Annotated in this window: 21 protein-coding genes; 15 read left to right on the top strand and 6 right to left on the bottom strand. The window is 66.2% G+C overall.

The annotated features are described in order from the left end of the window. From BLW48_RS33940 to BLW48_RS33920, 5 genes are all read left to right on the top strand, one after another. The coding region (locus BLW48_RS33940) for an aldehyde dehydrogenase family protein (protein WP_143047844.1) at window positions 1-189 on the top strand (189 nt) is incomplete at its 5' end. Window positions 190-422: 233 nt separating this feature from the next. Next, window positions 423-2,666 carry a LamG-like jellyroll fold domain-containing protein gene (locus BLW48_RS33935; protein ID WP_256331066.1) on the top strand — a complete coding sequence of 748 codons (2,244 nt, stop codon included), beginning with the start codon at window positions 423-425 and terminating at the stop codon, window positions 2,664-2,666. Between the two features lie 13 nt (window positions 2,667-2,679). Then, window positions 2,680-2,934, top strand: a complete 255-nt coding sequence (locus BLW48_RS33930; RefSeq protein ID WP_093180069.1) for a hypothetical protein — start codon at window positions 2,680-2,682, stop codon at window positions 2,932-2,934. Between the two features lie 22 nt (window positions 2,935-2,956). Next, a complete protein-coding gene (locus BLW48_RS33925; RefSeq protein ID WP_093180068.1) occupies window positions 2,957-5,107 on the top strand; it encodes a phosphocholine-specific phospholipase C in 2,151 nt (716 codons plus the stop codon). Between the two features lie 82 nt (window positions 5,108-5,189). Then, window positions 5,190-6,101 (top strand): LysR substrate-binding domain-containing protein, encoded by a 912-nt coding sequence (locus tag BLW48_RS33920; protein WP_093082742.1) that lies wholly within the window; start codon window positions 5,190-5,192, stop codon window positions 6,099-6,101. On the opposite strand, the gene BLW48_RS33915 is transcribed toward BLW48_RS33920, so the two are convergent. Next, window positions 6,094-6,981 (bottom strand): LysR substrate-binding domain-containing protein, encoded by an 888-nt coding sequence (locus BLW48_RS33915; RefSeq protein ID WP_093082744.1) that lies wholly within the window; start codon window positions 6,979-6,981, stop codon window positions 6,094-6,096. The genes BLW48_RS33920 and BLW48_RS33915 overlap by 8 nt on opposite strands. Window positions 6,982-7,097: 116 nt before the next feature. Between BLW48_RS33915 and phnD the strand changes: the two genes are divergently transcribed. From phnD to BLW48_RS33895, 4 genes are all read left to right on the top strand, one after another. Then, window positions 7,098-7,967, top strand: coding sequence for a phosphonate ABC transporter substrate-binding protein (phnD, locus tag BLW48_RS33910; RefSeq protein ID WP_093180067.1), 870 nt, complete (start codon window positions 7,098-7,100; stop codon window positions 7,965-7,967). Further along, window positions 7,964-8,770, top strand: coding sequence for a phosphonate ABC transporter ATP-binding protein (gene phnC / locus BLW48_RS33905; protein WP_093180065.1), 807 nt, complete (start codon window positions 7,964-7,966; stop codon window positions 8,768-8,770). Before phnD ends, phnC begins: the two co-directional genes overlap by 4 nt. Further along, the gene (gene phnE / locus BLW48_RS33900; RefSeq protein ID WP_218137567.1) at window positions 8,767-9,606 is read left to right on the top strand and encodes a phosphonate ABC transporter, permease protein PhnE; all 840 of its coding nucleotides are present in this window, start codon (window positions 8,767-8,769) and stop codon (window positions 9,604-9,606) included. Before phnC ends, phnE begins: the two co-directional genes overlap by 4 nt. Before the next feature lie 244 nt (window positions 9,607-9,850). Further along, window positions 9,851-11,917 (top strand): histidine phosphatase family protein, encoded by a 2,067-nt coding sequence (locus tag BLW48_RS33895; protein ID WP_143047863.1) that lies wholly within the window; start codon window positions 9,851-9,853, stop codon window positions 11,915-11,917. A 34-nt stretch (window positions 11,918-11,951) separates the two neighbouring features. Here the strand turns inward: BLW48_RS33895 and BLW48_RS33890 are convergent, their stop codons facing one another. Beyond that, entirely contained in the window at window positions 11,952-12,956 is a 1,005-nt protein-coding gene (locus BLW48_RS33890) for a LysR family transcriptional regulator (RefSeq protein ID WP_093050221.1), read from the bottom strand. Window positions 12,957-13,058: 102 nt separating this feature from the next. Here BLW48_RS33890 and BLW48_RS33885 point away from each other — a divergent pair, with 102 nt between their 5' ends. The 6 genes from BLW48_RS33885 to BLW48_RS33860 all read left to right on the top strand — a co-directional run bounded on the left by BLW48_RS33885 (window position 13,059) and on the right by BLW48_RS33860 (window position 17,853). Further along, the gene (locus BLW48_RS33885; RefSeq protein ID WP_093180063.1) at window positions 13,059-14,288 is read left to right on the top strand and encodes a pyridoxal phosphate-dependent aminotransferase; all 1,230 of its coding nucleotides are present in this window, start codon (window positions 13,059-13,061) and stop codon (window positions 14,286-14,288) included. Further along, on the top strand, window positions 14,285-15,271 hold the full coding sequence (locus tag BLW48_RS33880) for a Bug family tripartite tricarboxylate transporter substrate binding protein (protein ID WP_093180061.1): 987 nt from the start codon (window positions 14,285-14,287) through the stop codon (window positions 15,269-15,271). Before BLW48_RS33885 ends, BLW48_RS33880 begins: the two co-directional genes overlap by 4 nt. A gap of 16 nt (window positions 15,272-15,287) precedes the next feature. Further along, the gene (locus BLW48_RS33875; RefSeq protein WP_093180060.1) at window positions 15,288-15,974 is read left to right on the top strand and encodes an RraA family protein; all 687 of its coding nucleotides are present in this window, start codon (window positions 15,288-15,290) and stop codon (window positions 15,972-15,974) included. Between the two features lie 150 nt (window positions 15,975-16,124). After that, entirely contained in the window at window positions 16,125-16,343 is a 219-nt protein-coding gene (locus tag BLW48_RS33870; RefSeq protein WP_093180058.1) for a hypothetical protein, read from the top strand. A gap of 210 nt (window positions 16,344-16,553) precedes the next feature. Further along, window positions 16,554-17,339, top strand: a complete 786-nt coding sequence (gene xth / locus BLW48_RS33865; RefSeq protein ID WP_093050428.1) for an exodeoxyribonuclease III — start codon at window positions 16,554-16,556, stop codon at window positions 17,337-17,339. 4 nt (window positions 17,340-17,343) lie between these two features. Continuing rightward, window positions 17,344-17,853, top strand: a complete 510-nt coding sequence (locus tag BLW48_RS33860) for a hypothetical protein (protein ID WP_093180057.1) — start codon at window positions 17,344-17,346, stop codon at window positions 17,851-17,853. Between the two features lie 27 nt (window positions 17,854-17,880). Here BLW48_RS33860 and BLW48_RS33855 read toward each other — a convergent pair whose 3' ends face one another. The 4 genes from BLW48_RS33855 to BLW48_RS33840 all read right to left on the bottom strand — a co-directional run bounded on the left by BLW48_RS33855 (window position 17,881) and on the right by BLW48_RS33840 (window position 22,242). Then, on the bottom strand, window positions 17,881-18,900 hold the full coding sequence (locus BLW48_RS33855) for a patatin-like phospholipase family protein (protein WP_093180055.1): 1,020 nt from the start codon (window positions 18,898-18,900) through the stop codon (window positions 17,881-17,883). Window positions 18,901-19,090: 190 nt separating this feature from the next. Next, window positions 19,091-20,623: a nitrogen regulation protein NR(I) gene (ntrC, locus tag BLW48_RS33850; protein ID WP_093050201.1), complete on the bottom strand. Its 1,533-nt coding sequence runs from the start codon at window positions 20,621-20,623 to the stop codon at window positions 19,091-19,093. Window positions 20,624-20,650: 27 nt separating this feature from the next. Continuing rightward, on the bottom strand, window positions 20,651-21,730 hold the full coding sequence (glnL, locus tag BLW48_RS33845; RefSeq protein WP_093050198.1) for a nitrogen regulation protein NR(II): 1,080 nt from the start codon (window positions 21,728-21,730) through the stop codon (window positions 20,651-20,653). A gap of 2 nt (window positions 21,731-21,732) precedes the next feature. Next, window positions 21,733-22,242 carry a hypothetical protein gene (locus BLW48_RS33840; RefSeq protein ID WP_093050195.1) on the bottom strand — a complete coding sequence of 170 codons (510 nt, stop codon included), beginning with the start codon at window positions 22,240-22,242 and terminating at the stop codon, window positions 21,733-21,735. Window positions 22,243-22,259: the final 17 nt, after the last annotated feature.

Here is a 22,259-nt window from a genome sequence, read left to right as displayed (position 1 = left end):
ATGGACTACATCACGCGCTTCATCCGCGAGCTGAACGTGGGCAGCGTCAACGTGCGCGAGGTGCCGGGCTACCGCCTGGAGCTCACGCCCTTCGGGGGCATCAAGGACTCGGGCCTCGGATACAAGGAAGGCGTGCTCGAGGCCATGAAGAGCTTTACCAACACCAAGACTTATTCGTTGCCGTGGTGAGCTCGAGGCCTGCTCCCGGATACACCGGGAGCCAGGCCCTGGCCGCCCACCGTATCGCGTTCTCCATCGTCTTGCGTCCCTTGCCGGGACGCCGAAGTCGCGCGCGTGGATGCGCCTCGATCTGACGAAAAAGCCGACAGGACTATCGAAATACCCATGGGCTTTCGTCGCTGGCACGTCACCCCGCCCTTCTGTAATTCGACCACTCCCCCCACCAGAGGCAGCCGAAAAAAATGTCAGTCGAGCACTTCATTCCCCAAGCCATTCCCCCAGGCGCCGCCATGCGGGCGCGCAAGGCACCAGACCCGACCGGCGCGCGGCAGTGCGCCACCGGATGGACGCGCACCTTCGCGCTCACGACCGCGCTCGTTGCCGCACTGAGCGGCTGCGGTGGCGGCAGCGGTTCAGGCGGCGCAGCGCTTGCGTTGCCGGCCCCGTCATCACCCGCCCCCACGTCGCCCGAAGCACCATCGACGCCGCTCGCCAACCGCACGCTGGTCATCGACCTCGACGGCGCCACCTACGCCGCCGTGCAGAGCGGCATCGCTGGCGGAACGCTGCCGAACCTCGCCAAGCTCGAAGTGAGGCTGGCCTACAGCGGCGGCATGGCCGGCACGCCCAGCCAGCAGCCCACGCTGGACACGCCCGGCTGGGCGACGCTGCTCACCGGCACCTGGGCCAGCCGCCACCAGGTGATGTCGGAAGCACCGAAGCAGGCGGTGCGCGGCGCCACCGTGTTCCAGTTGACCAAGGGCAAGAACACGGGGCCGAACGGCGCGGCCGTCGCTTCGTCGGGGCTGGCCCAATTGCTGTCTTCCGACCACGACAGCGGCTACCTCGACTCGCTCACCGATTGCTCCGGCAATGCGACCGCCACCGACTGCGTGACCACGCAAGCCACGCAACTGATCGGCGGCGACTACGCGACGGTGCTCGCGCAGTACCGCGCGATGAAGGACGCCGCACTTGACTTCGGACTCGGCTCCACGCAGTACGCGGGCACGCTGGCCAAGCTCGACAAGGCCGTCGGCACTCTCGTCGATGCCACGTCGAAGCGCCCGAACACGCGGTGGCTCGTCGTGGTGACCGGCAACCACGGGCTCAGCGCCAACAGCCAGGACGACGGCCTGCCGCTGGTGCCCGAGTCGAGCACCTTCATCGGCCTGAACCAGCCCGCGAACATGGGAACGCAAGGCGTCGGCGCAGCGCTGCCGCAGAAGCTGACCGACCTGTATGCGAACGCCGGCATCGCCGACGTTGCGCCGACCGTGCTCGGCTACCTTGGCGCGCTACCGGACGCGAAGACCTACGCGCTGGACGGCAGCCCGTTGACCGGCGCGCAGGCCGTGTCGCAGCTGACCGCATCGGTGGCCGACAACAACTCCTCCAGCGCGAGCGTGGTGCTGAGCTGGACGGCTCCGGCCAAGGGCGCGATCACGGTCATGCGCGACGGACAGGTCATCGCTTCGAACCTGCCTGCGGGCACCGCCACGTACACCGAAAACCAGCTCTCGCAAGTGCTGAGCGCCAAGGGCACGTACCAGCTCAGCTACACGGTGCAGGCCGGCGACGGCGCGGACGCCGCGTCGAGGGCAGTGCTCTCACCACTCGTGTCCTACGTTCCGCCGGTTCCGCTGGCGCCGACGCTGAAGAACGGACTGGTCTCCTACTACCCGTTCAGCGCCACACTGCCGCCGGTCGATGCGATGGCGCACAGCACGATGGGGCCCGCCGCGAGCGACCTTCCGCCCGCAGCCGGCCTCGTGGTGCCGGGTCCGTTCGCGGGCACCAACGGCCTGCTGGTGGACACGAACTTCGTCAACACCAACGGCGTCGAGGGCTACCGTCTCACGCCGGCCGATGGCTTCGACATCTCCAAGGGCACGGCACCGCAATTCACCATCGGGCTCTGGTTCAAGACGCCATCGTGCGTTGCCACCAACAACGTGACCATCGTCTCCAACAAGAGCTATGTGAGCGGCGGCAATGCCGGCGTTGCCATCGGCCTGTTCGCCAGCTCGGGCAACCAGTGCGGCGTGGCGTTCAACATCGGCTCCGGCGGGGGCGTGCGCGCGGACGGGCCGACCAGCCCCTACACGCAGATCACCGTCAACCGCTGGGTGTACATCGCCTTCTCGGTCGACGGCGTGGCCAAGACCATGAACATGTACGTGTTCGATCCGGTGACAAGCACCACCAACCGCGTGGCCGTGGGCAAGTCGACGGGGTCGGTGGACCTTTCCAAGCTCTCGCCGTTTCCGCAGTGGGGCATCGGCGACGACGGCACCGGCACCTTCCTGATGAACAAGTGCAACGGCTCCGTCACGCCGCCGTACTTCGCCGGCAAGTGCGCAACCGCGCCCACGTACCAGCACCACTTCGGCGACCTGGCGATGTGGAACCGCGTGCTGACCGATGCCGAGCTGCAATCGATCTTCCTGTCGAACAAGCCGTTGTCGACGCTGCCGGTCAACTGAGGAGGCGCGCACCATGAAATCCAGCTTCTGCTTCTTCCTTGCAGCAGGTATTGCGTGCCTGTTCATCGCCGGATGCGGTGGCGGCAGCGATGGCAGCGATGGCGGCGGGGCCAGCCTGCAGTTGCCCGTCGCTGCCGCAACAACAACCGGCGACGGCGCGGCGCCTGCCGAGGTTCCGATCGTGGCGGCGCCCTGCGCGAGCTGCGCGGCCGCCGGCACCGACCTGCCGCCAACGCTCCCGAACTCGAAGCTCAACTGCGCGCCCTGAGGGCACGTCGATCGCAACAACCATGACTCCATTCAACCGCCGCTCCTTCCTGCGCGCCGCCGCGGCCGGCGCCGCGCTCGGCCCGTTTCCACCCGCCATCCAGCGCGCGCTTGCCATCCCGGCGAACAACGCGACGGGCACCATCAACGACGTGGAGCACGTCATCATCCTGATGCAGGAGAACCGCTCCTTCGACCACTACTACGGCACCATGCCCGGCGTGCGCGGCTTCAGTGACCGCTTCACCATCCCGATGGCTTCGGGCAACCCCGTGTGGCTGCAGCAGGGCACCGCCGACTCAGTGCAGCCGTTCTATCTCGATGCGACCAAGGGCAACGCGCTGCGCGTCGGCGGCGCGCACGACTGGGGCGACCAGCAATCCGCATGGGACGGCGGGCGCATGGCGGCATGGCCGAAAGCCAAGAACACCAAGATCTCGATGGGCTACCTGCAGCAGTCCGACCTGCCGTTCCACTGGGCGCTGGCCAATGCCTTCACCATCTGCGACGCGTATCACACGTCGATCCACACGGGTACCTTCACCAACCGCATGTTCCTGTGGAGCGGCACGAACGGCGCGAACGTGGCCGGCCAGGCCTGCGTGACCAACGCCAACTGGGGTGGCCTGGGGCCCTCCACCGATGGCCTGACCTGGACCACCTACCCCGAGCGACTGCAGGCCGCCGGCGTGCGCTGGAAGGTCTACAACAGGCCGGGCAACAACAGCAACAACAACCAGCTGGTGGCGTTCGCTTCCTATCGCGCCGTCGACGAGCAACTGCGGTCGCAGGGCTCGCCGAATGTGGCTTACTCGCCTGCGATCGAAGCGCAGTCGCCGCTGTACAAGGGCTTCGGCAACACCATGCCCGACGGCGGCTACCTGCAGGCCGTGGCAGACGACATCGCCGCGGGCACGCTGCCGCAGGTGAGCTGGATCGTTGCGCCGGGGCCCTACAGCGAGCACCCGAGCATGTCGGTTCCGCAGCAGGGCGCGTGGTACATCCAGACGCTGCTCGACATGCTCACCGCCAATCCGGAGGTGTGGAGCAAGACCGTGCTCATCATCAACTTCGACGAGAACGACTGCTTCTTCGACCACATGCCGCCGCCGGCCCCGCCGTGGCGCAACGCGGACGGAACCTATGCCGGCAAGTCGACGGCGGACATCACCAACGAGTACTACACGATGCCGCCGCCGCCCGGCGACTCGAGCAAGCGCACGCCCGACGGCAAGCCCTTCGGCGCCGGCGTGCGGCTGCCGATGCTGGTGATTTCTCCGTGGAGCATCGGCGGCTGGGTCAACTCGCAGGTGTTCGACCACACCTCGACGCTGCGCTTCCTGGAGCAGCGCTTCGGCGTGCGCGAGACCAACATCAGCCCGTGGCGCCGCACGGTGTTCGGCGACCTGATGTCGTGCTTCGACTTCCGCAACCCGAACGCGGCCAAGCCCGCGCTGGTGACGGCGCCGACCAAGGCGCAGGCCGATGCCACGCTGTCGCAGCAGGTGGCCGCGCCCGGCGTGCCGGTGCCCGCGGCGGGTTCGGTGCCGCTGCCTTCGCAGGCGCTCGCCCTGCGGCCTTCGCGTGCGCTTCCGTATCACCTGCACACCAGCGCCAACGTCGACCTGCCCAACGGCCAGGTGTGGCTCACGTTCAGCAACACGGGCACGCAAGGCGCCGTGTTCCATGTGTACGACGAGCTGAACCTGTCGCGCTACCCCAGGCGCTTCACCGTGGAGCCCGGCAAGATGATTTCCGACGCCTGGGCGGCGGTGGCCGACAACGCGGGCAAGTACAGCCTGTGGGTGCTCGGGCCCAACGGCTATCACCGGCGCTTCAAGGGCGACATGGGCGCGCTGGCGAGCGGGCCGAACCCGGAAGTTCGCGTGTGCTACGACAGCAGCGGCAACTCGGTGTACCTGACGATCATGAACATGGGCAACGCCCCAGCGACCGTGACGGTCGGCGCCAACGCGTACCGCACAGACGGCCCCTGGACCTACACCGTGGCGCCCGGCATGCAGGTGGAGCCGTCATGGTCGCTCGCAGGCACCAACAGCTGGTACGACTTCACGCTGACCATGGGCACCAGTTTCGAGCGGCGCTTCGCGGGTCGGCTGGAGACCGGCAAGGACGGCGTGAGCGATCCGGCCATGGGGGTCGCGGCCACGTAGCCAGCGGCTTACACGCGGCCATCATGATCGCCCGGCATCATGGCGCCCTTTCAGACGACCCAGTGGCCCGGGAGAACCTGCAGTGACGCTCAACCAGATTCGCGCATTCATCGCCGTCGCGCAAGAGGGCGGCTTCACAGCCGCCGCGCGCACGCTGGGCATGAGCCACAGCACACTCAATTCGCAGATCCAGATGATGGAGCGCGAATACGGTGCCGAGCTGTTCCACCGCCGCGGCCGGCGCGTGGAACTATCGGCGCTGGGGCTGGAGATGCTGCCCCTGGCCCGACGCATGATCGCGCTCGAAGGCGACATGAGTTCGCTGCTGGACGACAGCGGCAAGCTGCGGTACGGATCGCTGAAGGTCGGCGCGGTCGGGCCCTTTCATGTCACCGAGATGATCGAGGCGTACCACGCGGTCCACCCTCGCATCAAGATCTCCATCACGCTGGGCAATTCCGAAGTGATCCTCGACGCGCTCGACAAATACGTGAGCGACGTGGGCGTGCTGGCAAGCCGGTTTCCCGACGAGCGCTACTACACGCAGCTCTACGCGCAGTACCCGGTGATCGTGTTCGTGCACGTCGATCATCCGTTCGCCAAGCGCAAGTCGATCGCGCTGAAGGAGTTGTCGGGACAACCGCTGCTGATGCGCGAACCCGCCTCCACGACCCGCAAGGCGCTGGAGGACGCGTTGATCGCGCAGGGCGTGACCGTGCAGGTCGCGATGGAAATCGGAAGCCGCGAGGCGCTGCGCGAAGCCGTGGCCAGGGGGCTTGGCATCGGCACCGTCTCGCAGTCCGAATACGTGCCCGATCCGCGCCTGAGGCCGGTGCGCATCGAAGGCGATGTCGTCTCCACGCACATTCACGTGTGCTGCCTGCGCGAGCGTCGGGAGAGTCGGCTGATCTCGTCGTTCTTCGATGCGATCGACGCCCGCCTGCAGGCTCGCGGAGGATCGATGCCGTCGCTTGCCTCCTCAGCGCTCAGGTAGCCGCAGGCTGCAGCCCCTTGCGCAGCTTCAGCGCCACGTCGAAGAAAGATGCGAGCACGCGGCTCTCGCGCCTGATCTGGAGGCAATAGAGGTAGGTGTGCGTCACGGCGGGGTCGCCCTCTATGCGAACGGTGCGCAGGCGCTCGTCCGGAATGAACTCCGCCTCCGAGACGGCACCGATGCCGATGCCGCGCGCGGCCGCTTCACGGATGGCCTCGCGGCTTCCGATTTCCATGGCGAGCTTCGGACGGACGCCCGCGCGCTGGAAAGCCTCGTCGAGCGCGCGCCGCGTGCTCGAGCCGCTTTCGCGCTGGAGCATCGGCTGTCCGTGCAACTCGTCCAGCCGGATCTGGCCGCGGCTCGCGAAGGGGTGGTCGCGATGCACGAACAGGATGAGTGCGTGCCGCGCATACGGCGTGGCACTGAAGCCGGGCGCCTCATGGAAGCGCGCCAGCACGCCGATGTCGACGGCGTATTCCTCCAGGTCCTTGAACACCGAGGACGAATTGCCCATGCGGATAGAGACGTCGAGGCGCGGGTAGCGCTTGCGGTAGGCATCGACCATCTCGATGACGTGGAAGGGGCCAACCGCCCCGAGCTTGAGTTCGCCGGACTGGAGGTCGCCGCTGTCGTGAAGGAGGTTGTACGAGTCCTGCTCCAGCGAAGCGATCTGCCGCGCGATGGGTAGAAGGCGCTCGCCGACGCTGGTGAGTTCGATGCGGTGACCCTGGCGATGGAAGAGCACGACGTTGTGCTGGCGCTCAAGGGCCTGGACCTGGGTGGTGAGCGTCGGCTGGCTCAGGCCCACGGCACGCGCGGCTGCGCTGAAGCTGCCGTGCTGGGCCACGGCGAGAAAAGCACGGAGTCTGGCTGCTGACATCCATAGATTGTCTCAATAGATGCGTGACAAATACGTGATCGATTTGATATTTCGTTGTCACATGGCGTTCTTAGTCTTGCGCTAATTCCCAACCTTCACCCCACCGAGCACCACCCATGAGCCCCGTCTTTCGCCTGCGCCGAAGCCTGATCGCCCTCGCCCTTTCCACCGTCGCCGCCATGCCGGCGTTGGCCGCGCCGCCTCTCACCATCGGCCTGATTCCGGCCGAGGACTCGCAGGCCATGATCGAGAGCAGCCGCCAGGTGCTCGACAGCCTGCAGCAGCAACTGGGCATGCCGGTCAAGCCCTTCGTTGCCACCGACTACAACGGCGTCATCGAAGCCCTGCGCTCCAAGAAGCTCGACGTGGCCTACCTCGGCCCGTTCTCGTACGTGCTTGCCAACCAGATCGCCGATGTAGAAGCCTTCGCGGTGGCCGTCACGAAGAAGACTGGCCAGAGCTCCTACAAGAGCGTGATCATTGCGCGCAAGGAAAGCGGCCTCGCCAAGACCGCCGACCTGAAGGGCCGCACCTTCGCCTTCGTAGACCCGACCTCCGCGTCCGGCCACCTGTTCCCCAAGGCGGGCCTGCTGCAGGCCGGCTACGACCCAGAGACCTTCTTCAGCCGCGTCATCTTCTCGGGCTCGCACGACGCCAGCATCCTCGCCGTGGCCAACAAGAAGGTCGATGCCGCAGCCGTGGCGGACCGCATCCTCGCGAGCGCCATCGCCAAGGGCCAGGTGAAAGCGGACGAGTTCGAGATCGTCTGGTCGTCTAACCCGATTCCCGAATCGCCGATGGTCTGGCGCAAGGACCTCGATCCGGCGCTGAAGGCGAAGATCGCGAAGGCCCTGGCCAACGTCAAGGACCTGCCGTGGGGCGACCAGGGCGTGCTGAACGGCTTCCAGCCCACGAACGACGCGGCCTACAACGTCGTTCGCGACACCGCCAAGGTGCTCAAGCTCGATCTGCGGAGCATGAAGTGATCCGCATCCGGCGGCTCACCAAGCAGTACGGCAACAACGCCGTGCTGCGCGGCGTTGACCTGGACGCGGCTGCGGGAGAGTTCGTGGTGGTGCTCGGCGAGTCGGGTGCCGGCAAATCGACCCTGCTGCGATGCGTGAACCGCCTGGCCGTGGCGGACGGCGGCGAACTGAAGGTCGACGGCATGGATGCCGTGCAGTGCGCGGACACGCGCGCGCTGCGCCAGCGTGTCGCGATGATCTTCCAGCACCACAACGTGGTGCCGCGGCTGAGCGCGTTGAAGAACGTGCTGACCGGCCGCCTGGGCGCGGTGTCGACGCTCGCTTCGGTGATGCACTTCTTCAGCCGCGAAGACATCGCGCTGGCGCACGAGTGCCTGGGCCGCGTGGGCCTTGCGCACAAGGCGCATGAACGCACCGATTCGCTGTCGGGCGGCCAGATGCAGCGCGTGGGCATCGCCCGTGCGCTTGCGCAGCGACCGAGGCTGATCCTCGCGGACGAACCGGTTGCCAGTCTCGACCCGCAGACCTCGCTCAAGGTGCTGCAGTACCTGCACGATGCCTCGCGCGACCTGGGGATCACCGTGCTGTGCAACCTGCATCAGGTCGACTACGCGCGCGAGTTTGCCGACCGCATCGTCGGGCTCGCGCAAGGCCGCGTCGTGTTCGATGGCGTGCCGCAGGCCATGGGGCAGGACGACATCGATCGCATCTACAACATGCCGCAACCGGCCGTCGACCGGAAGGACGCAGCCAGCAACCCGGCCGCACTGGCCATGCCCTCGATGGCCGGCACGCAAGGATGAACATGACGAACACGAAACCCGCATCGACCAGATACGCCTGGACCGGCCCGCTGCCCGAAGGCCGCAAGGGCTGGTTCAACCTGCTCATCGGACTCTGCATCGTGGCCTGGGCGCTGCAATGGAGCGCCGCCGGAGCCCAGCTCAGCTGGACGGAACTCGCAGCGGGCCTGCCGCAGATCCTGGACTTTCTCGGCCGCACCCTGCCGCCCGACCTGAACATCCTCAGCCGCCTCGTCGCACCCGCGCTCGAGACCGTGCAGATCGCGGTGTGGGGAACGCTGCTGGCCGTGCTACCCGCCATTCCCCTTTCGTTCCTGGCCGCGCGCAACCTGCAGAGCAACCGGTGGATCTACCAGAGCACGCGGCAGGCATTGAACGTGGTGCGCAGCATCAACGAACTGATCCTGGCACTGGTGTTCGTCTCGGCCGTGGGCCTGGGGCCGTTTCCGGGTGTGCTGGCGCTGGCGCTCCATGGCGCGGGCATGCTGGGCAAGTTCTTCGCGGATGCCATCGAGGAAATCGACCAGGGCCCGCTCGAAGCCTTGCGCGCGACCGGCGCGCGGCCGTTGCAGGTCATCGTGTTCGGCGTGCTGCCGCAAGTCGTCACTGCGTGGATCGCCGTGGTTCTCTATCGCTTCGAGGTGAACCTGCGTTCGGCGACGGTGCTGGGCATGGTCGGCGCCGGCGGGCTCGGCTTCGAGCTGGTGAGCAGCCTCAAGCTCTTTCGCTATCCCGAGACGGCCACCTGCATCATCGTCATCACCGTGATGGTGATTGTTGCGGACACGCTTTCCAGTCAACTGCGCCACCGCATCCAGCGCAGCGGACGGCACTGATCGCGCGTAGTCAGTGCCAGCCTGGCCAGCTGACCAGGACCTGACCACCTACTGCTGCGCTCTGTCAGTCACCGCCATGTCACGCACGCGCTGAAAGCTCCACCCCTTTCGCTCGTCCGTGACTCTCATGCAGCCTACTTCTCCGCTTCGCCGCGCCCTGGCCCTCGTGCCGGTTTCTTGTCTCAGTCTCTCGGCGCTCCTGCTGGTTGCATGCGGAGGGGGAGACAGCGGTTCTTCTTTCGTCTTGCCTCCGGCCGCCGGGGTTTCCACAACGCCGGGCAGCACAACGACCACCAGCACCAGCGGGGTCGTGGTCGGCAGCTACTTCGTCAACGCCAAGGTCTGCCTGGACCTCAACTCCAACGGCCGCTGCGATGCGGGCGAACCGTCCACCCGATCGGACAAGCAGGGCGGCTTCACGCTTGCCGGCTCGGGCGCGGGCATCGTGGCCGAGATCGGCACCGATGCCACCGAGCTCGATCCGTCCATCCCCTCATCCAAGCCGGTGACTTCAGCGCTCGTGCTGCGTGCTCCGAAGGAAGCGCCGAGCGTTGTCGACTTCGAATCGACCGCGGTGGTCGCGGAGATGGAAGCCAACGGGCTCGACTTCAAGACCGCTGCGGGCAAGGTGGCGATCTCTGTCGGCGTGGTCGCGTCGAAGCTGCTCGGTGACATCAACACCGAGAGCGACCCTGTTGCAAAGGCCGCGCTCAAGGCCGCTTCCGACGAAGGCCTGCAGCGCATCCGCGATGCGCTCGCATCGGCCGCGAACACTGACGACGTCAAGGCGGTGGTAACGGCCGCCGCCCTGACCGACCGCTACTACCAGACCAAGGCGCCGTACCGCCCGCAGCAGGATGTCAGCACCTACGAGGCGGCGCCCGCGGGCTTCTCGCCGGTCTACACCGAGGTGGTTGCGCGCCACGGCTCGCGCGGGCTCTCGGGCCTCAAGTACGACCTTGCGGTCTACAACATGTGGAAGAAGGCACAAGACGACGGCGCCCTCACGCCACTGGGCGAGAAGCTCGGGCCCGACGTGCTGAAGATCATGAAGGCCAACTTCCTGCTCGGCTATGGCGTGGCCGGCATCAGCACGCCCGGCTACGGCAACGAGACGCAGGTTGGCATCAACGAGCACACGCAGCTTGCGGCAAGGCTGGTTCAGCGCCTGCCGGCCTACTGGAAGCAGATCGGCGACAACGCCGGCTCCGCCCCGCGCCAGATCGTGACGGTGACCTCCGGCGTCGACCGCGCAGTCGACAGCGGCAACTTCTTCGTGCAGTCGCTCAAGGCGGTGCAGCCTGCGCTGGCGCCGCTGCTGACCTATCCGCCGGCACCGGCGCCCTACCCCGACAACGGCACGGCCGTGAGCCAGCCGGTGGGCACCAACCGCTTCCTGCTGTACTTCCACAAGCTCGTGAAGGCGACCGACCTGGTAACGAACACCACCGATCCGCTCTACACGACCTACCAGGCCAGCCTGGCCTACCAGAACTACAAGAGCAACGATGCCGACCTGCTCGCCAAGCAGAGCGGCCTTACGGTCACGCCCGAGGCCGCGGCTGCCGGCCGCTTGCTGCTGGAGCGCCTGTTCGCCAGGAGCTTCGTCGACAAGATCGCCAACGGCACGTACAGCTTTTCCAACAGCGGCAGCTTCAGCTACACGAGCGACGACGGCAAGTTCGCGCCCAGCCTGAGCGGCGACGGCAAGACATCGATCAAGTCGCCCGGCGACGCAGGCGCGCTGCTGTACGAGCTGTACGTGATCGCACCCGCGATGCGCAGCGAGGCCGGCGTCGATTTCACGGCCTACATGCCGGCAGCGCAGGCGAAGTTCTTCGCCGCGCTCAACGACGGCTCCGACTTCTACGACAAGGGCCCCGGCATGACGGAGAAGGGCGACATCACTTCGCGCATGTCGCAGATCCTGGTCGACGACATGTTCAACGAAGTCGATGCAATCGCCAGGGGCGACCGCTCGCACGCGGCCAAGCTGCGCTTCACGCACGCGGAAATCATGATGCCCTTCGCGGTGCGCATGGGCCTGAAGGGCGAGGACCAGAGCGTGCCCAAGGCCTCCAGCTTCAGCTACGACAGCAACACATGGCGCGGCGACTACGTCTCGCCGATGGCGGCCAACATGCAGTGGGACGTGTTCGCCGACGGTGGCGGAAAACTGCTCGTGCGCATGCTCTACAACGAGAAGGAAACCGACTTCAAGGCGGCCTGCGATGGCGCCAAGGCTGCGGGCACGGCGCACTACTACGACTACACGGGCCTGAAGGCCTGCTACGGGCACGCGGCCCAGTAGCCCAGTAGCCCAGTAGCCCCGCATCTCCCCGCATCTATTTCCTGGTCTTCCTGGCGGGCGTCTTCACGCCCTGGCGCAGCGAGCGCTGCCTCAGCGTCGCGCCCGAGCCCCGCGGTGGGCGGGCCGGGGCCACGTCGTGCTGGCTCGCCCGCAAGGTGAAATCGCAAGTCTTGACGGCCAGCTCGACGATGCGCGCCAGCGCGGGGCTGGAGTTGTCGCGCCGGTAGACCGCGCTGTAGACCAGCGGCGGCGGCATGGGGTCGCTCTTCACCACACGCAGCAAGCCGCTCTTGATGTCTGGGCGCACATAGTCGAGCGCCTGCTGGCTGATGCCGAAGCCGCTGATCGTCAGTTCGCGCAAGACGGTCGTGCTGTTCGTCAGCATGACCTTGCCAAAGCGGAAGCCGTGCTCCGCGCGCCAGGCTTCGTAGAACCTGTTCTTCGAGGCGCCTGCAGGCTGCTCGATCACGGGGTAGTCGGCAAACTCGTGCGGCTTCAATGCCCGCGCGGGAATGTCGAGCCGCGGGCTCGCGATCCAGGCCTGGTCGACCTGCCCCACCTTGATCGATTCGAAGGCCTGGCCCCAGAAGATGCCGGGCATGATGGTCAGGTCGAGCTTGTTGGCTTCGAGGCGCTCGAAGAGCGTGAGCCCCGCGTCCACCACCGGCTCCAGCGTTACCTGGGGATGCAGCTTCTGCAGCAGCTGGATCAGGCGCGTGAGCCAGGTCATCGCAATCAGCTCCGTCACGCCCACGCGGAAGGTGCCGCGCAGCGTCTTGTCGAGGCTGATGTCATGCTCGATGCGCTGCCAGAGCCGTTGCGCTTCTTCCGCGAGCGGCAGCAGCTCCCGGCCGGCCTGGGCCAGCTCCAGGCCGTGGGAGGTGCGATGCAGCAAGGGGCCGCCGAGCGACTCCTCTAGTTCCGCCAGGCGCTTGGAGATGGCCGACTGCGTGGTGTGCAGCTTCACCGCCGCGGCACTGAAGCTCTGGAGCTTGGCGCTGAAGAGGAAGGCCTCCAGCTGCTTGAAAGTGAAGTTCATGCCAGCGGAATGTACGCCCATGGCTCTGCAGGAAAAAAAGGAATACCGCGCTCCTCCGATTTCTCGTTTGTCCTGCGGCAGCCGGACTTTGATACTGCGTGCATGCTTCACATTGCACCACGCCTGAATCGAATCAAACCATCCCCCAGTTCCATGGCCGGCCAGAGGGCGCGCGAGCTGCGCGCGATGGGCCGGGACATCCTCGGCCTGACCGCGGGCGAGCCCGACTTCGAGACACCCGGGCACATCAAGGAAGCGGCAATCCGAGCAATGGCCGACGGCCAGACCCGCTACACGGACGTGGGCGGCACGCCGGTGCTGAAGGAAGCCATTGCCGGCAAGTTCCTGAACGAGAACGGGCTGGCCTACACACCGGGCGAGATCATCGTGGGCACCGGCGCCAAGCAGGTGATCTTCAACGCGCTCATGTGCACGGTCGCGGCGGGTGACGAGGTGATCGTGCCGGCGCCCTACTGGGTGTCTTACCCCGACATCGCCCTGCTGGCTGGCGGCATTCCGGTCTTCGTCGACTGCCCGGCGGCATCGGGCTTCAAGCTGCAGCCTGCCGACCTCGAACGCGCCATCACCGGCAAGACGCGGTGGCTGATGCTGAACTCGCCGAACAACCCGAGCGGGGCGACCTACACGCGTGCCGAGCTCCAGGCACTGGCCGAGGTGCTGCGGCGCCACCCCCACGTCTGGGTGCTGACCGACGACATCTACGAGCACCTGATCTATGGCGACGTCGAGTTCGCCACCATGGCCCAGGTGGCGCCCGATCTCAAGGACCGCACGCTGACGGTGAACGGCGTTTCCAAGGCCTACGCGATGACGGGCTGGCGCATCGGCTACGGCGCCGGGCCTTCGGCGCTGATCAAGGCGATGGTCAAGCTCCAGTCGCAGAGCACCTCCGGGCCGAACTCGATCGCACAGGCTGCGGCCGTCGCCGCGCTCACGGGACCGCAGGGCACCATTGCCTCGAACCGGCGCGAATACGAGAAGCGGCGCGACATGGTGGTTGCCTCGCTCAATGCCATCGACGGCATCCATTGCACAGCGCCCGACGGTGCGTTCTACATCTTCGCGTCATGCAGCGCGCTGTTCGGGCTTCGCACACGCACGGGCGCCGCAATCGAGAGCAGCGACGACTGGGTGATGCACCTGCTCGATTCGCAGGACCTGGCGGCGCTGCAAGGCAGTGCCTACGGCGTGCCGACACATTTCCGCATTTCGTTTGCCGCCAGCACGGAGCAGCTGCTGGAAGGTTGCCGCCGCATTGCGCGGGCGCGCGACGAACTCACGGGCCAAGCTATCAACCAGGAACTGCAATGAAACTCCAACCTCTTCTGAAGCTGCTGCCGGCCCTTGCCGCGGGCACCGTCTGGCTTGGCGCCACCCATGCGTGGGCTGCAGATGCCTTTCCGTCGAAACCGGTGAGGATCCTCGTCGGCTTTTCGCCCGGCGGTTCCAACGACGTCGTGGCGCGCCTGATCGCGCCGAAGCTGGCGGAAGGGCTCGGGCAGCAGGTGCTGGTCGAGAACCGCCCCGGCGCCGGCGGCAACATCGCGGCATCGGCGATGCTCGGCGCGCCTGCGGACGGGCACACGCTGCTGATGTGCACCACGGGAACGCTGTCGATCCAGCCGTACATCCTGAAGAGCATGCCCTTCGATCCAGAGAAGGACATCGCACCGGTCACGCAAGTCGTCAACGCGCCCTACATGCTGCTGGTCAATTCGACCCTGCCGGTGAAGAGCGTCAAGGAGCTCGTTGCATACGCCAAGCAGAAGCCCGGCGAGATCAACTTCGCTTCTTCGGGCACGGGCACCGGCGGGCATCTTGCGGGCGAGATGCTGAAGAGCCGCGCAGGCATCGACATCGTTCACGTGGCCTACAAAGGCACTGGCCAGGCCATGACGGACCTCATTGCAGGCCAGGTCTCGATGATCTTCGACCAGCCCGTCAGCTCGATGCAGTACGCACGCGCCGGCAAGCTCCGCGCGCTGGCTGTGGCCAGCCCGCGCCGGCTGGCGGCCTTTCCGGACATTCCGACCGTGACGGAAGCCGGCGTTCCCGACTTCGACCCCGTGACCTGGGCAGGCATCTGCGCAGCGAAGAACACGCCACCGGCCGTGGTCGAGCGCATCCAGCGCGAAGTTGCCAAGGTGCTGGCGATGCCCGAGATCTCCAAGCGGCTCGCTGCCGACGGCCTGGAGCCCGTAGGGAGCACCCCCGAGCAATTCCGCGCCTTCCTGGCTGCCGACAAGCGCAAGTGGGGCCGCGTGGTGAAGGACGCCGACGTCAAGGCCGAGTAAGAACGAGAGACAGACGATGAACCAGCTACCCGACATCATTCGCGACTTCGAGCGCGTTCCCTCCGATCTGGTCCGGCAGGCCTCGGCGTTCCAGCCGGCCATCCTTGCCGACGTGGCAGGCCGCCGCGGCGCCCTGCACGGCCGCATCCAGGCCTTGCGCCACCGGATGACGCTCGTCGGCAGTGCGCTCACGGTCGAAGTGCGGCCGGGCGACAACCTGATGATCCACGCCGCCATCGCGCTGGCAAAGCCCGGCGACGTGCTGGTGATCGACGGCAAGGGCGACCAGAGCGCCGCCCTGATGGGCACGATCATGATGAACGCCTGCCGGCAGGTCGGCATCGCCGGCGTGGTGATCGACGGCGCGGTGCGCGACAGCGTCGAGATCGACGAGATGGACTTTCCCGTCTTCTCGGTCGGCACCAATCCCAACGGCCCGACGAAGCTGGCCTCGGGGCGGATCGGGCATCCGGTGTCCGTGGGCGGCGTGGCCGTGCGTGCAGGCGACCTGGTCGTGGCCGATGCCGACGGCGTGGTGGTGGTCGAGCGGGAAAGAGTCGAGACGCTTCTTCAGGCCGCAAAGCAGAAGGTCGAGGACGAAGCCGCACGCATCGAGGCCATCAGGAAAGGCGACACGGCGGCCAAGTGGCTGGACTCCGCCCTGCGCAAGGCGGGCGTGCTCAAGGAAAACGAGACGCTGTAGGCGTCATTCGATCGATGGCATCTGCGCCGGGAGGGCGATTGCGCACGGCGGAATTCAGGCGCTCATAATGTCCGCCGGCCACGCCAGAGGCCGCCTTCCCCTCCTCTTTCAGATCCGAGCTTTCTTTTCTGGCGTTCACTGGACGACACCATGAGCTCATTGCACATGTTTCTACCGGTATGCGAACCAGCACGCAGCGAGGCGCTGGCGCAGTTGATAAGGACACACCACGTGCCCCGCCACCTCGTCAAAGGCATCGCGATCAGGAACCGCAGCGCATGCGGGCCGGCCGCTCCGGTCGACGCACCGCAGCAACCAAGCCTGCAGCAGGCGCAGGAATCCCAGGCACCCGCTGCTGCGCCGGAGTAGCCGCATCGCATTCGCCGTCCGGGCGCCGATGGCCGAAGAAACCGGAGCATTCCCCGGAGTGCCCGCCTGCCTGCCCCGAACTACTGTTGCGCCCACTTACCTGCCTTGCACTCGGAGAGGTCGAGTGCTTTTGCTAAGCTGACCGGCCAAATGCAGCGCTGCGCCGCGCGCGACGCAAAGATCATTGGCAATCAACAAGTCAGCAAACCCATGAAAATCGCCACCTGGAACGTCAATTCCCTCACTGCGCGCCTGCAGCACGTGCTCGACTGGCTCATTGCCAACCCGGTCGACGTGCTGTGCCTGCAGGAGCTCAAGATGACCGACGACAAGTTCCCGCTCGAGGTGCTGAAGTCGGCCGGCTACGAGGCCGCGGTGTTCGGCCAGAAGACCTACAACGGCGTGGCGATTCTCAGCCTTGCACCGGTGCGCGACGTGGTGAAGAACATCACCGACTTCAGCGACGACCAGTCGCGCGTGATCGCGGCCACGGTCGAGACGCCTTCGGGTCCGCTGCGCGTGGTCAACGGCTACTTCGTGAACGGCCAGGAGCCGGGCAGCGAGAAGTTCGCATACAAGATGAAGTGGCTCGACGCACTGCGCGACTCGCTGCGCCAGGAGCTGGCGGCCAACCCGAACCTGGTGCTGCTGGGCGACTTCAACATCACGCCGGAAGACCGCGACAGCTTCGACCCGGTGGGCCTGAAGGAAACGATCCATCACACGACGGAAGAGCGCAACCACTTCAAGGCGCTGCTCGACCTGGGCCTGACGGATAGCTTCCGCATGTTCGAGCAGCCCGAGAAGAGCTATTCGTGGTGGGACTACCGCATGCTGGGCTACCAGAAGAACCGCGGGCTGCGCATCGACCACATCCTGGTGAGCCAGCCGCTGGTGCCGCGCGTGAAGGGCTGCATCATCGACCGCGTGCCGCGCAAATGGGAAAAGCCGAGCGACCATGCGCCGGTGGTGCTCGATCTCGAGCAGGGTGCCTGAGCCCATGACAATACGCAACCTCGCAATCGTGGCCGTCGCGCTGACGCTCACGGCCTGCTCGCTGCTGAAGCCCGGCGACAAGGCGGAAGAAGGCGGCAAGAGCGCCGCGACCTCGCCTGCGGACGAGACCGTGTCCGGACGCGACGTGCCGACGGTACGGCTGATCACCGCGCAGACGCCGGCCGTGCGGACCTACCGCAAGATCGGCGCGCGCCACATCTACAACAAGTACGCGAGCCGCATCTACAAGGGCAAGATTCCGCCGCTGGTGTATGCGGTGGTGGTGGTCGAAACCGACATCGACGCCACGGGCAAGGTGATCAGGGTCGATTTCAGCCGCACGCCGAGCCATGCACCCGAAGTGCCGCCGATGATTGCGGAGCTGATCAAGGCAACATCGCCTTTGCCGAACCCCGGCAAGCTCGGCGCCCATACGTACGTGGATACCTGGCTCTGGGACAAGAGCGGAAATTTCCAGATCGATTCGCTGACCCTGGGCCAGCGAAGCCGATAGTCACGCCGCCAGCGTCGCTCGCCTCGCTCAAGTCCAGTTCTGCTGGACCCAGCTGCGCACCGCCGCCCACTCGGGCGAGCCCTCGATGTATTTCTGCGTCGCGCTCACCAGCTCGCCCACGTTCTTGTAGTCGTCCAGGCCGAACGGCTGGGCCAGCGGTACGTTGCCGCGCATGTAGTTGTTGCCGAGCAGCTGGCCGGCCTGGGTCGCCGCCAGCTCCGCGGTGGCATCCATGGTGAGGTTGAGCAGCGCAGTAGCCGGCACCACGCCGTCGCTGAACGGCCACAGCCAATGCGTGACGCCCCAGTCCAGCGGGTTGGACACGGAACTGGGCGGCACACCCACCGGATTGACGCCGGTGCCCAGCGACAGCATCACGATGTCCGACGGGGCGGTGGCGCAGCCCTGGTAGATTGCTTCCACGATCGCCGTCATCGAGGGGTTGTTGGCGAAGGTGCCGCCGTCGGCGAAGTAGCCGAAGTCGCCCATCTGGTACGGCGGGAAGTACGTTGGCGCGGCCGAGGTGGCCAGCGCGGCGTCCACCATGCTGATGCCGCGGTAGGCGTTGCTCTGGCCGTTGGAGATGGTGCACGGCGCCCAGCTGTTCTGGTTCGCATCCCACAGCCGCGCGGAGTTGACAGCCACGAAGCGGCTCGCCGAGGACAGCGCACCGCCGCTGCCCACCAGTTGCTGGGCGACTGATTGCAAGCCGGTGTTGACGTACTGGCACTTGAAGATGCCCGGACCGCTGCCCAGCAGGTCTTCTGTCGACTGCGCCGGTGCCCGGTCCTGCTGCTTGGCTTGTGCGTCCAGCAGCCAGCCGTTGGGCTTGAAGATGGTGGAGCCATCGTTCTGGTAGACGCTGACGATCTTGTCGATGCTCACGTTGTTCACCAGGCCCAGCGAGATCAGGCCGCCGGTGGACGTGCCGGCGAAACCATTCGCACTTGCGACGATGCCGAAACTCTTGTCCAGGTCCTGGATCAGCATCGCCGTGATGACGCCGCGGATACCGCCGCCGTCGCAGCAGAGAATCTTGAAAGACATGGCTACGCTCCTTGCTTGAGTGGACGGTACCCGCGGCGCGCGGGCCCGGATGCTCCTTGGTCTCAGGCCGGAATGTGAGTCAATTGGTGGAGCAGCGCATCACTTGAACGAGGGATGGGCGATCTTCTGCACCGGTACGGCTGACTGGATAAGTCCAGCCGGTAATAAAAAAGGCCCCAAGGGGCCTTTTTTATTCGATGCCGAGTTCCTGGATCTTCCGGGTGATGGTGTTGCGCCCGATGCCCAGTTTCTGCGCGGCCTCGATGCGGCGGCCGCGCGTGTTGGCCAGGGCTGTGAGGATCAGCCTCGACTCGAAGCGGCGCGAGAGCACGTCCCACACATCAGTGCGGCCGGCCGCGAGCAAGGCCTGGGCTTCGTGCTCCAGGCCGCTTTCCCAACTGCTCACGCCCGCATGGGCTTCAGCGGGCTCGGAGACGGCGTGCGCAGGCGCCGATTCGCTGCCTGCAACTGGCAGCGACGCCACGGGCTGGGCCGCTGCGGTCGGCGCGACGGTCGCGGCTTCGGGCACGTGGAGAGTCTCAGCGCCGGCACCGACGGCCATCACCTCGGGCGGCAGGTCCTTCGCTTCGATCAGTTGGGCCGGCGCCATCACGGTCAGCCAGTGGCAGATGTTCTCGAGCTGGCGCACGTTGCCCGGGAAGCCGAAGGCCGCGAGCTTGGCCAGCGCTGCGTCCGAAATGCGCTTGGGCTCGACGCCCAGCTGACGCGCGCTCACCTGCAGGAAGTGGCGCGTGAGCGCGGGCACGTCTTCACCGCGTTCGCGCAGTGCCGGCAGGCGCAGGCGAATCACGTTGAGGCGGTGGAACAAGTCTTCGCGGAAGCCGCCGAGCTTGACGCGCTGCTCCAGGTCCTGGTGGGTGGCTGCGATGACGCGCACATTGGCCTTGACCGAGTTGTGGCCGCCCACGCGGTAGAAATGGCCGTCGCTCAGCACGCGCAGCAGGCGCGTCTGCAGGTCGAAGGGCATGTCGCCGATTTCGTCGAGAAACAGCGTGCCGCCCTCGGCCTGCTCGAAGCGGCCGCGGCGCATGGTTTGCGCACCGGTGAAGGCGCCGCGCTCGTGGCCGAAGAGTTCGCTCTCCAGCAGGTCCTTGGGAATGGCCGCGGTGTTGATCGCAACGAAGGGGCCGTTGGCGCGCGGCGAGTGCTTGTGCAGCGCACGCGCCACCAGTTCCTTGCCCGAGCCCGACTCGCCGGTGATGAGCACCGTGACGTTGCTCTGCGAAAGCCGGCCGATGGCGCGGAACACGTCCTGCATCGCAGGGGCCTGGCCGAGCATTTCGGGCGCCGCGACCATGCGTTCTTCGGCGACTTCCTCGCGCTGGCTTTCATCGACGGCACGGCGGATGAGTTCGACCGCACGCGGCAGGTCGAAGGGCTTGGGCAGGTATTCGAAGGCGCCGCCCTGGAAGGCCGAAACGGCGCTGTCGAGGTCGGAGAAGGCCGTCATGATGATGACGGGCAGGCCGGGGTGCTTGGCCTTGATCTTGTCGAGCAGGTCGAGCCCGGAACCGCCGGGCATGCGGATGTCGCTCACCAGAACCTGGGGACCTTGCTGATCGTCGTCGGCGGCCTGTTCGAGTGCTGCCAGCACCTCGCGCGTGTTCGTGAAACTGCGCGTGGGCAGGTCTTCGCGCAATAGAGCCTTCTCGAGCACGAAGCGAATCGATTGGTCGTCATCAACTATCCAGATCGGCTTCATGCATCTCCTCTGTTGCCGGTGGCTGCGCTAGGGCAGCGGTATCAATATCTTGAAATCGGTTCGGCCCGGGACGCTGTCGCACTCGATCACGCCGTGATGCTGTTGCACAAAAGTTTGCGCGAGCGTCAATCCCAGCCCTGTCCCGCCTTCCCTGCCCGATACCAGCGGATAGAAGATGCGGTCCTTGATCGTGTCCGGCACACCCGGTCCATTGTCGATTACATGCAATTCCAGTGCCAGTCGATACCACTGCTTGTTGAAGATCACCTGACGGGCTATGCGCGTCTTGAAAGTGATCTGCGCGTCGCCTGCCGCGCGGCGCTCGGTCAGCGCCTGCGCCGCGTTGTGCGTGATGTTGAGCGTGGCCTGGATGAGCTGCTCGCGGTCGCCGCGGAACTCGGGAATGGACACGTCGAAATCGCGCTCGATGTGCAGGTCGCGCGGAAACTCCGCGAGGATGACCGAGCGCACGCGCTCGCACACCTCGTGGATGTTGACGTCGCCCACCACGTGCGGGCGGCGGTGCGGCGCCAATAGCCGGTCGACCAGCGTCTGCAGGCGGTCGGCCTCGTGGATGATGACCTGGGTGTATTCGATGAGGTCGCGCGATTCGACCTCCATCTGCAGCAGCTGCGCCGCGCCGCGGATGCCGCCGAGCGGGTTCTTGATCTCGTGCGCGAGGTTGCGGATGAGTTCCTTGTTGGCCTGCGCCTGGTCGATGAGGCGCTCTTCGCGGTCTTGTCGCACCTGCTGCTCGAGCGGCGACATCTCGATGATGAGCTCGCCCTTCTTGTCGCCCTGCGCAAGCGTGACCTGCACGGGCATCAGCTCGTGGTTGACACGACGCAGGAAGGCTTCGTAGCGCAGCGTTGCAAAGTCGTTGCTGCTCGCGCCGTCGATGGCCGTGCGCAGCACCTGCGGCTCATGAAAACACGCGCCGAACTGCGAACCCTCGAGGGTGCGGCGCGAGGTGCCCAGTGCGTCTTCAAGGCCTGCGTTGGCGAACAGCACGGAGCCGTTGCTGTTGACCACCGCGATCAGCGTGGACAGCAGGTCGAAGGACTGGAAGCGCGGATTGGCGCCGGTCGCCTTCTTCCCGAACACCATGACTACTGCGGCTGCTGCTTGTTCGGCAGGCGGCCGATTTCGCGGCGGATGCCGGCGATGTCACTCTCGTTGCGCGCCAGCTCAGCCTTCATTTCGGCGACGCGATCCAGGTACTTCTGGTAATTGCGGCCTTCGCTGCCCTGCTTCTCGGGCTCGCCGTTGTTGTATTCCTTCTGCAGCTCGGCCTGGCGCGCCTCGGCCTTCTTGAGCTCAGACTCGAGCACCGAACGAGCCTCGCCGTCACGGGCACGCTGGTCGACGCCTTCGACACGCGGGCTGCCCGCCGGCGCACGCGCCGCGGAAGAGCCACCGGACGACGCAGAGCCACCGCCCGAAGACTTGGTGCCTTGCACGACCGTGACGTTGCCGCCTTCCATGACCTTGCAGCCCTTCTGCTGGGCGATGGTGGCGTTGTTGGTGTACTCGTTGCCGCAACGCCAGACGCGTTCCTGCGCGAGCGCCGGCAGCGCGATCAATGAACCGGCCAGGAAAATGAGAGAAGCAGTCTTCATGTGTATCGGTGGAGGGC

The sequence above is a fragment of the Variovorax sp. YR266 genome, from assembly GCF_900107295.1.
Taxonomy (GTDB): Bacteria; Pseudomonadota; Gammaproteobacteria; order Burkholderiales; family Burkholderiaceae_C; genus Variovorax.
The sequence above is the reverse complement of the archived record's forward strand: the minus strand, read 5'-3'. Positions and strand labels throughout refer to the sequence as shown.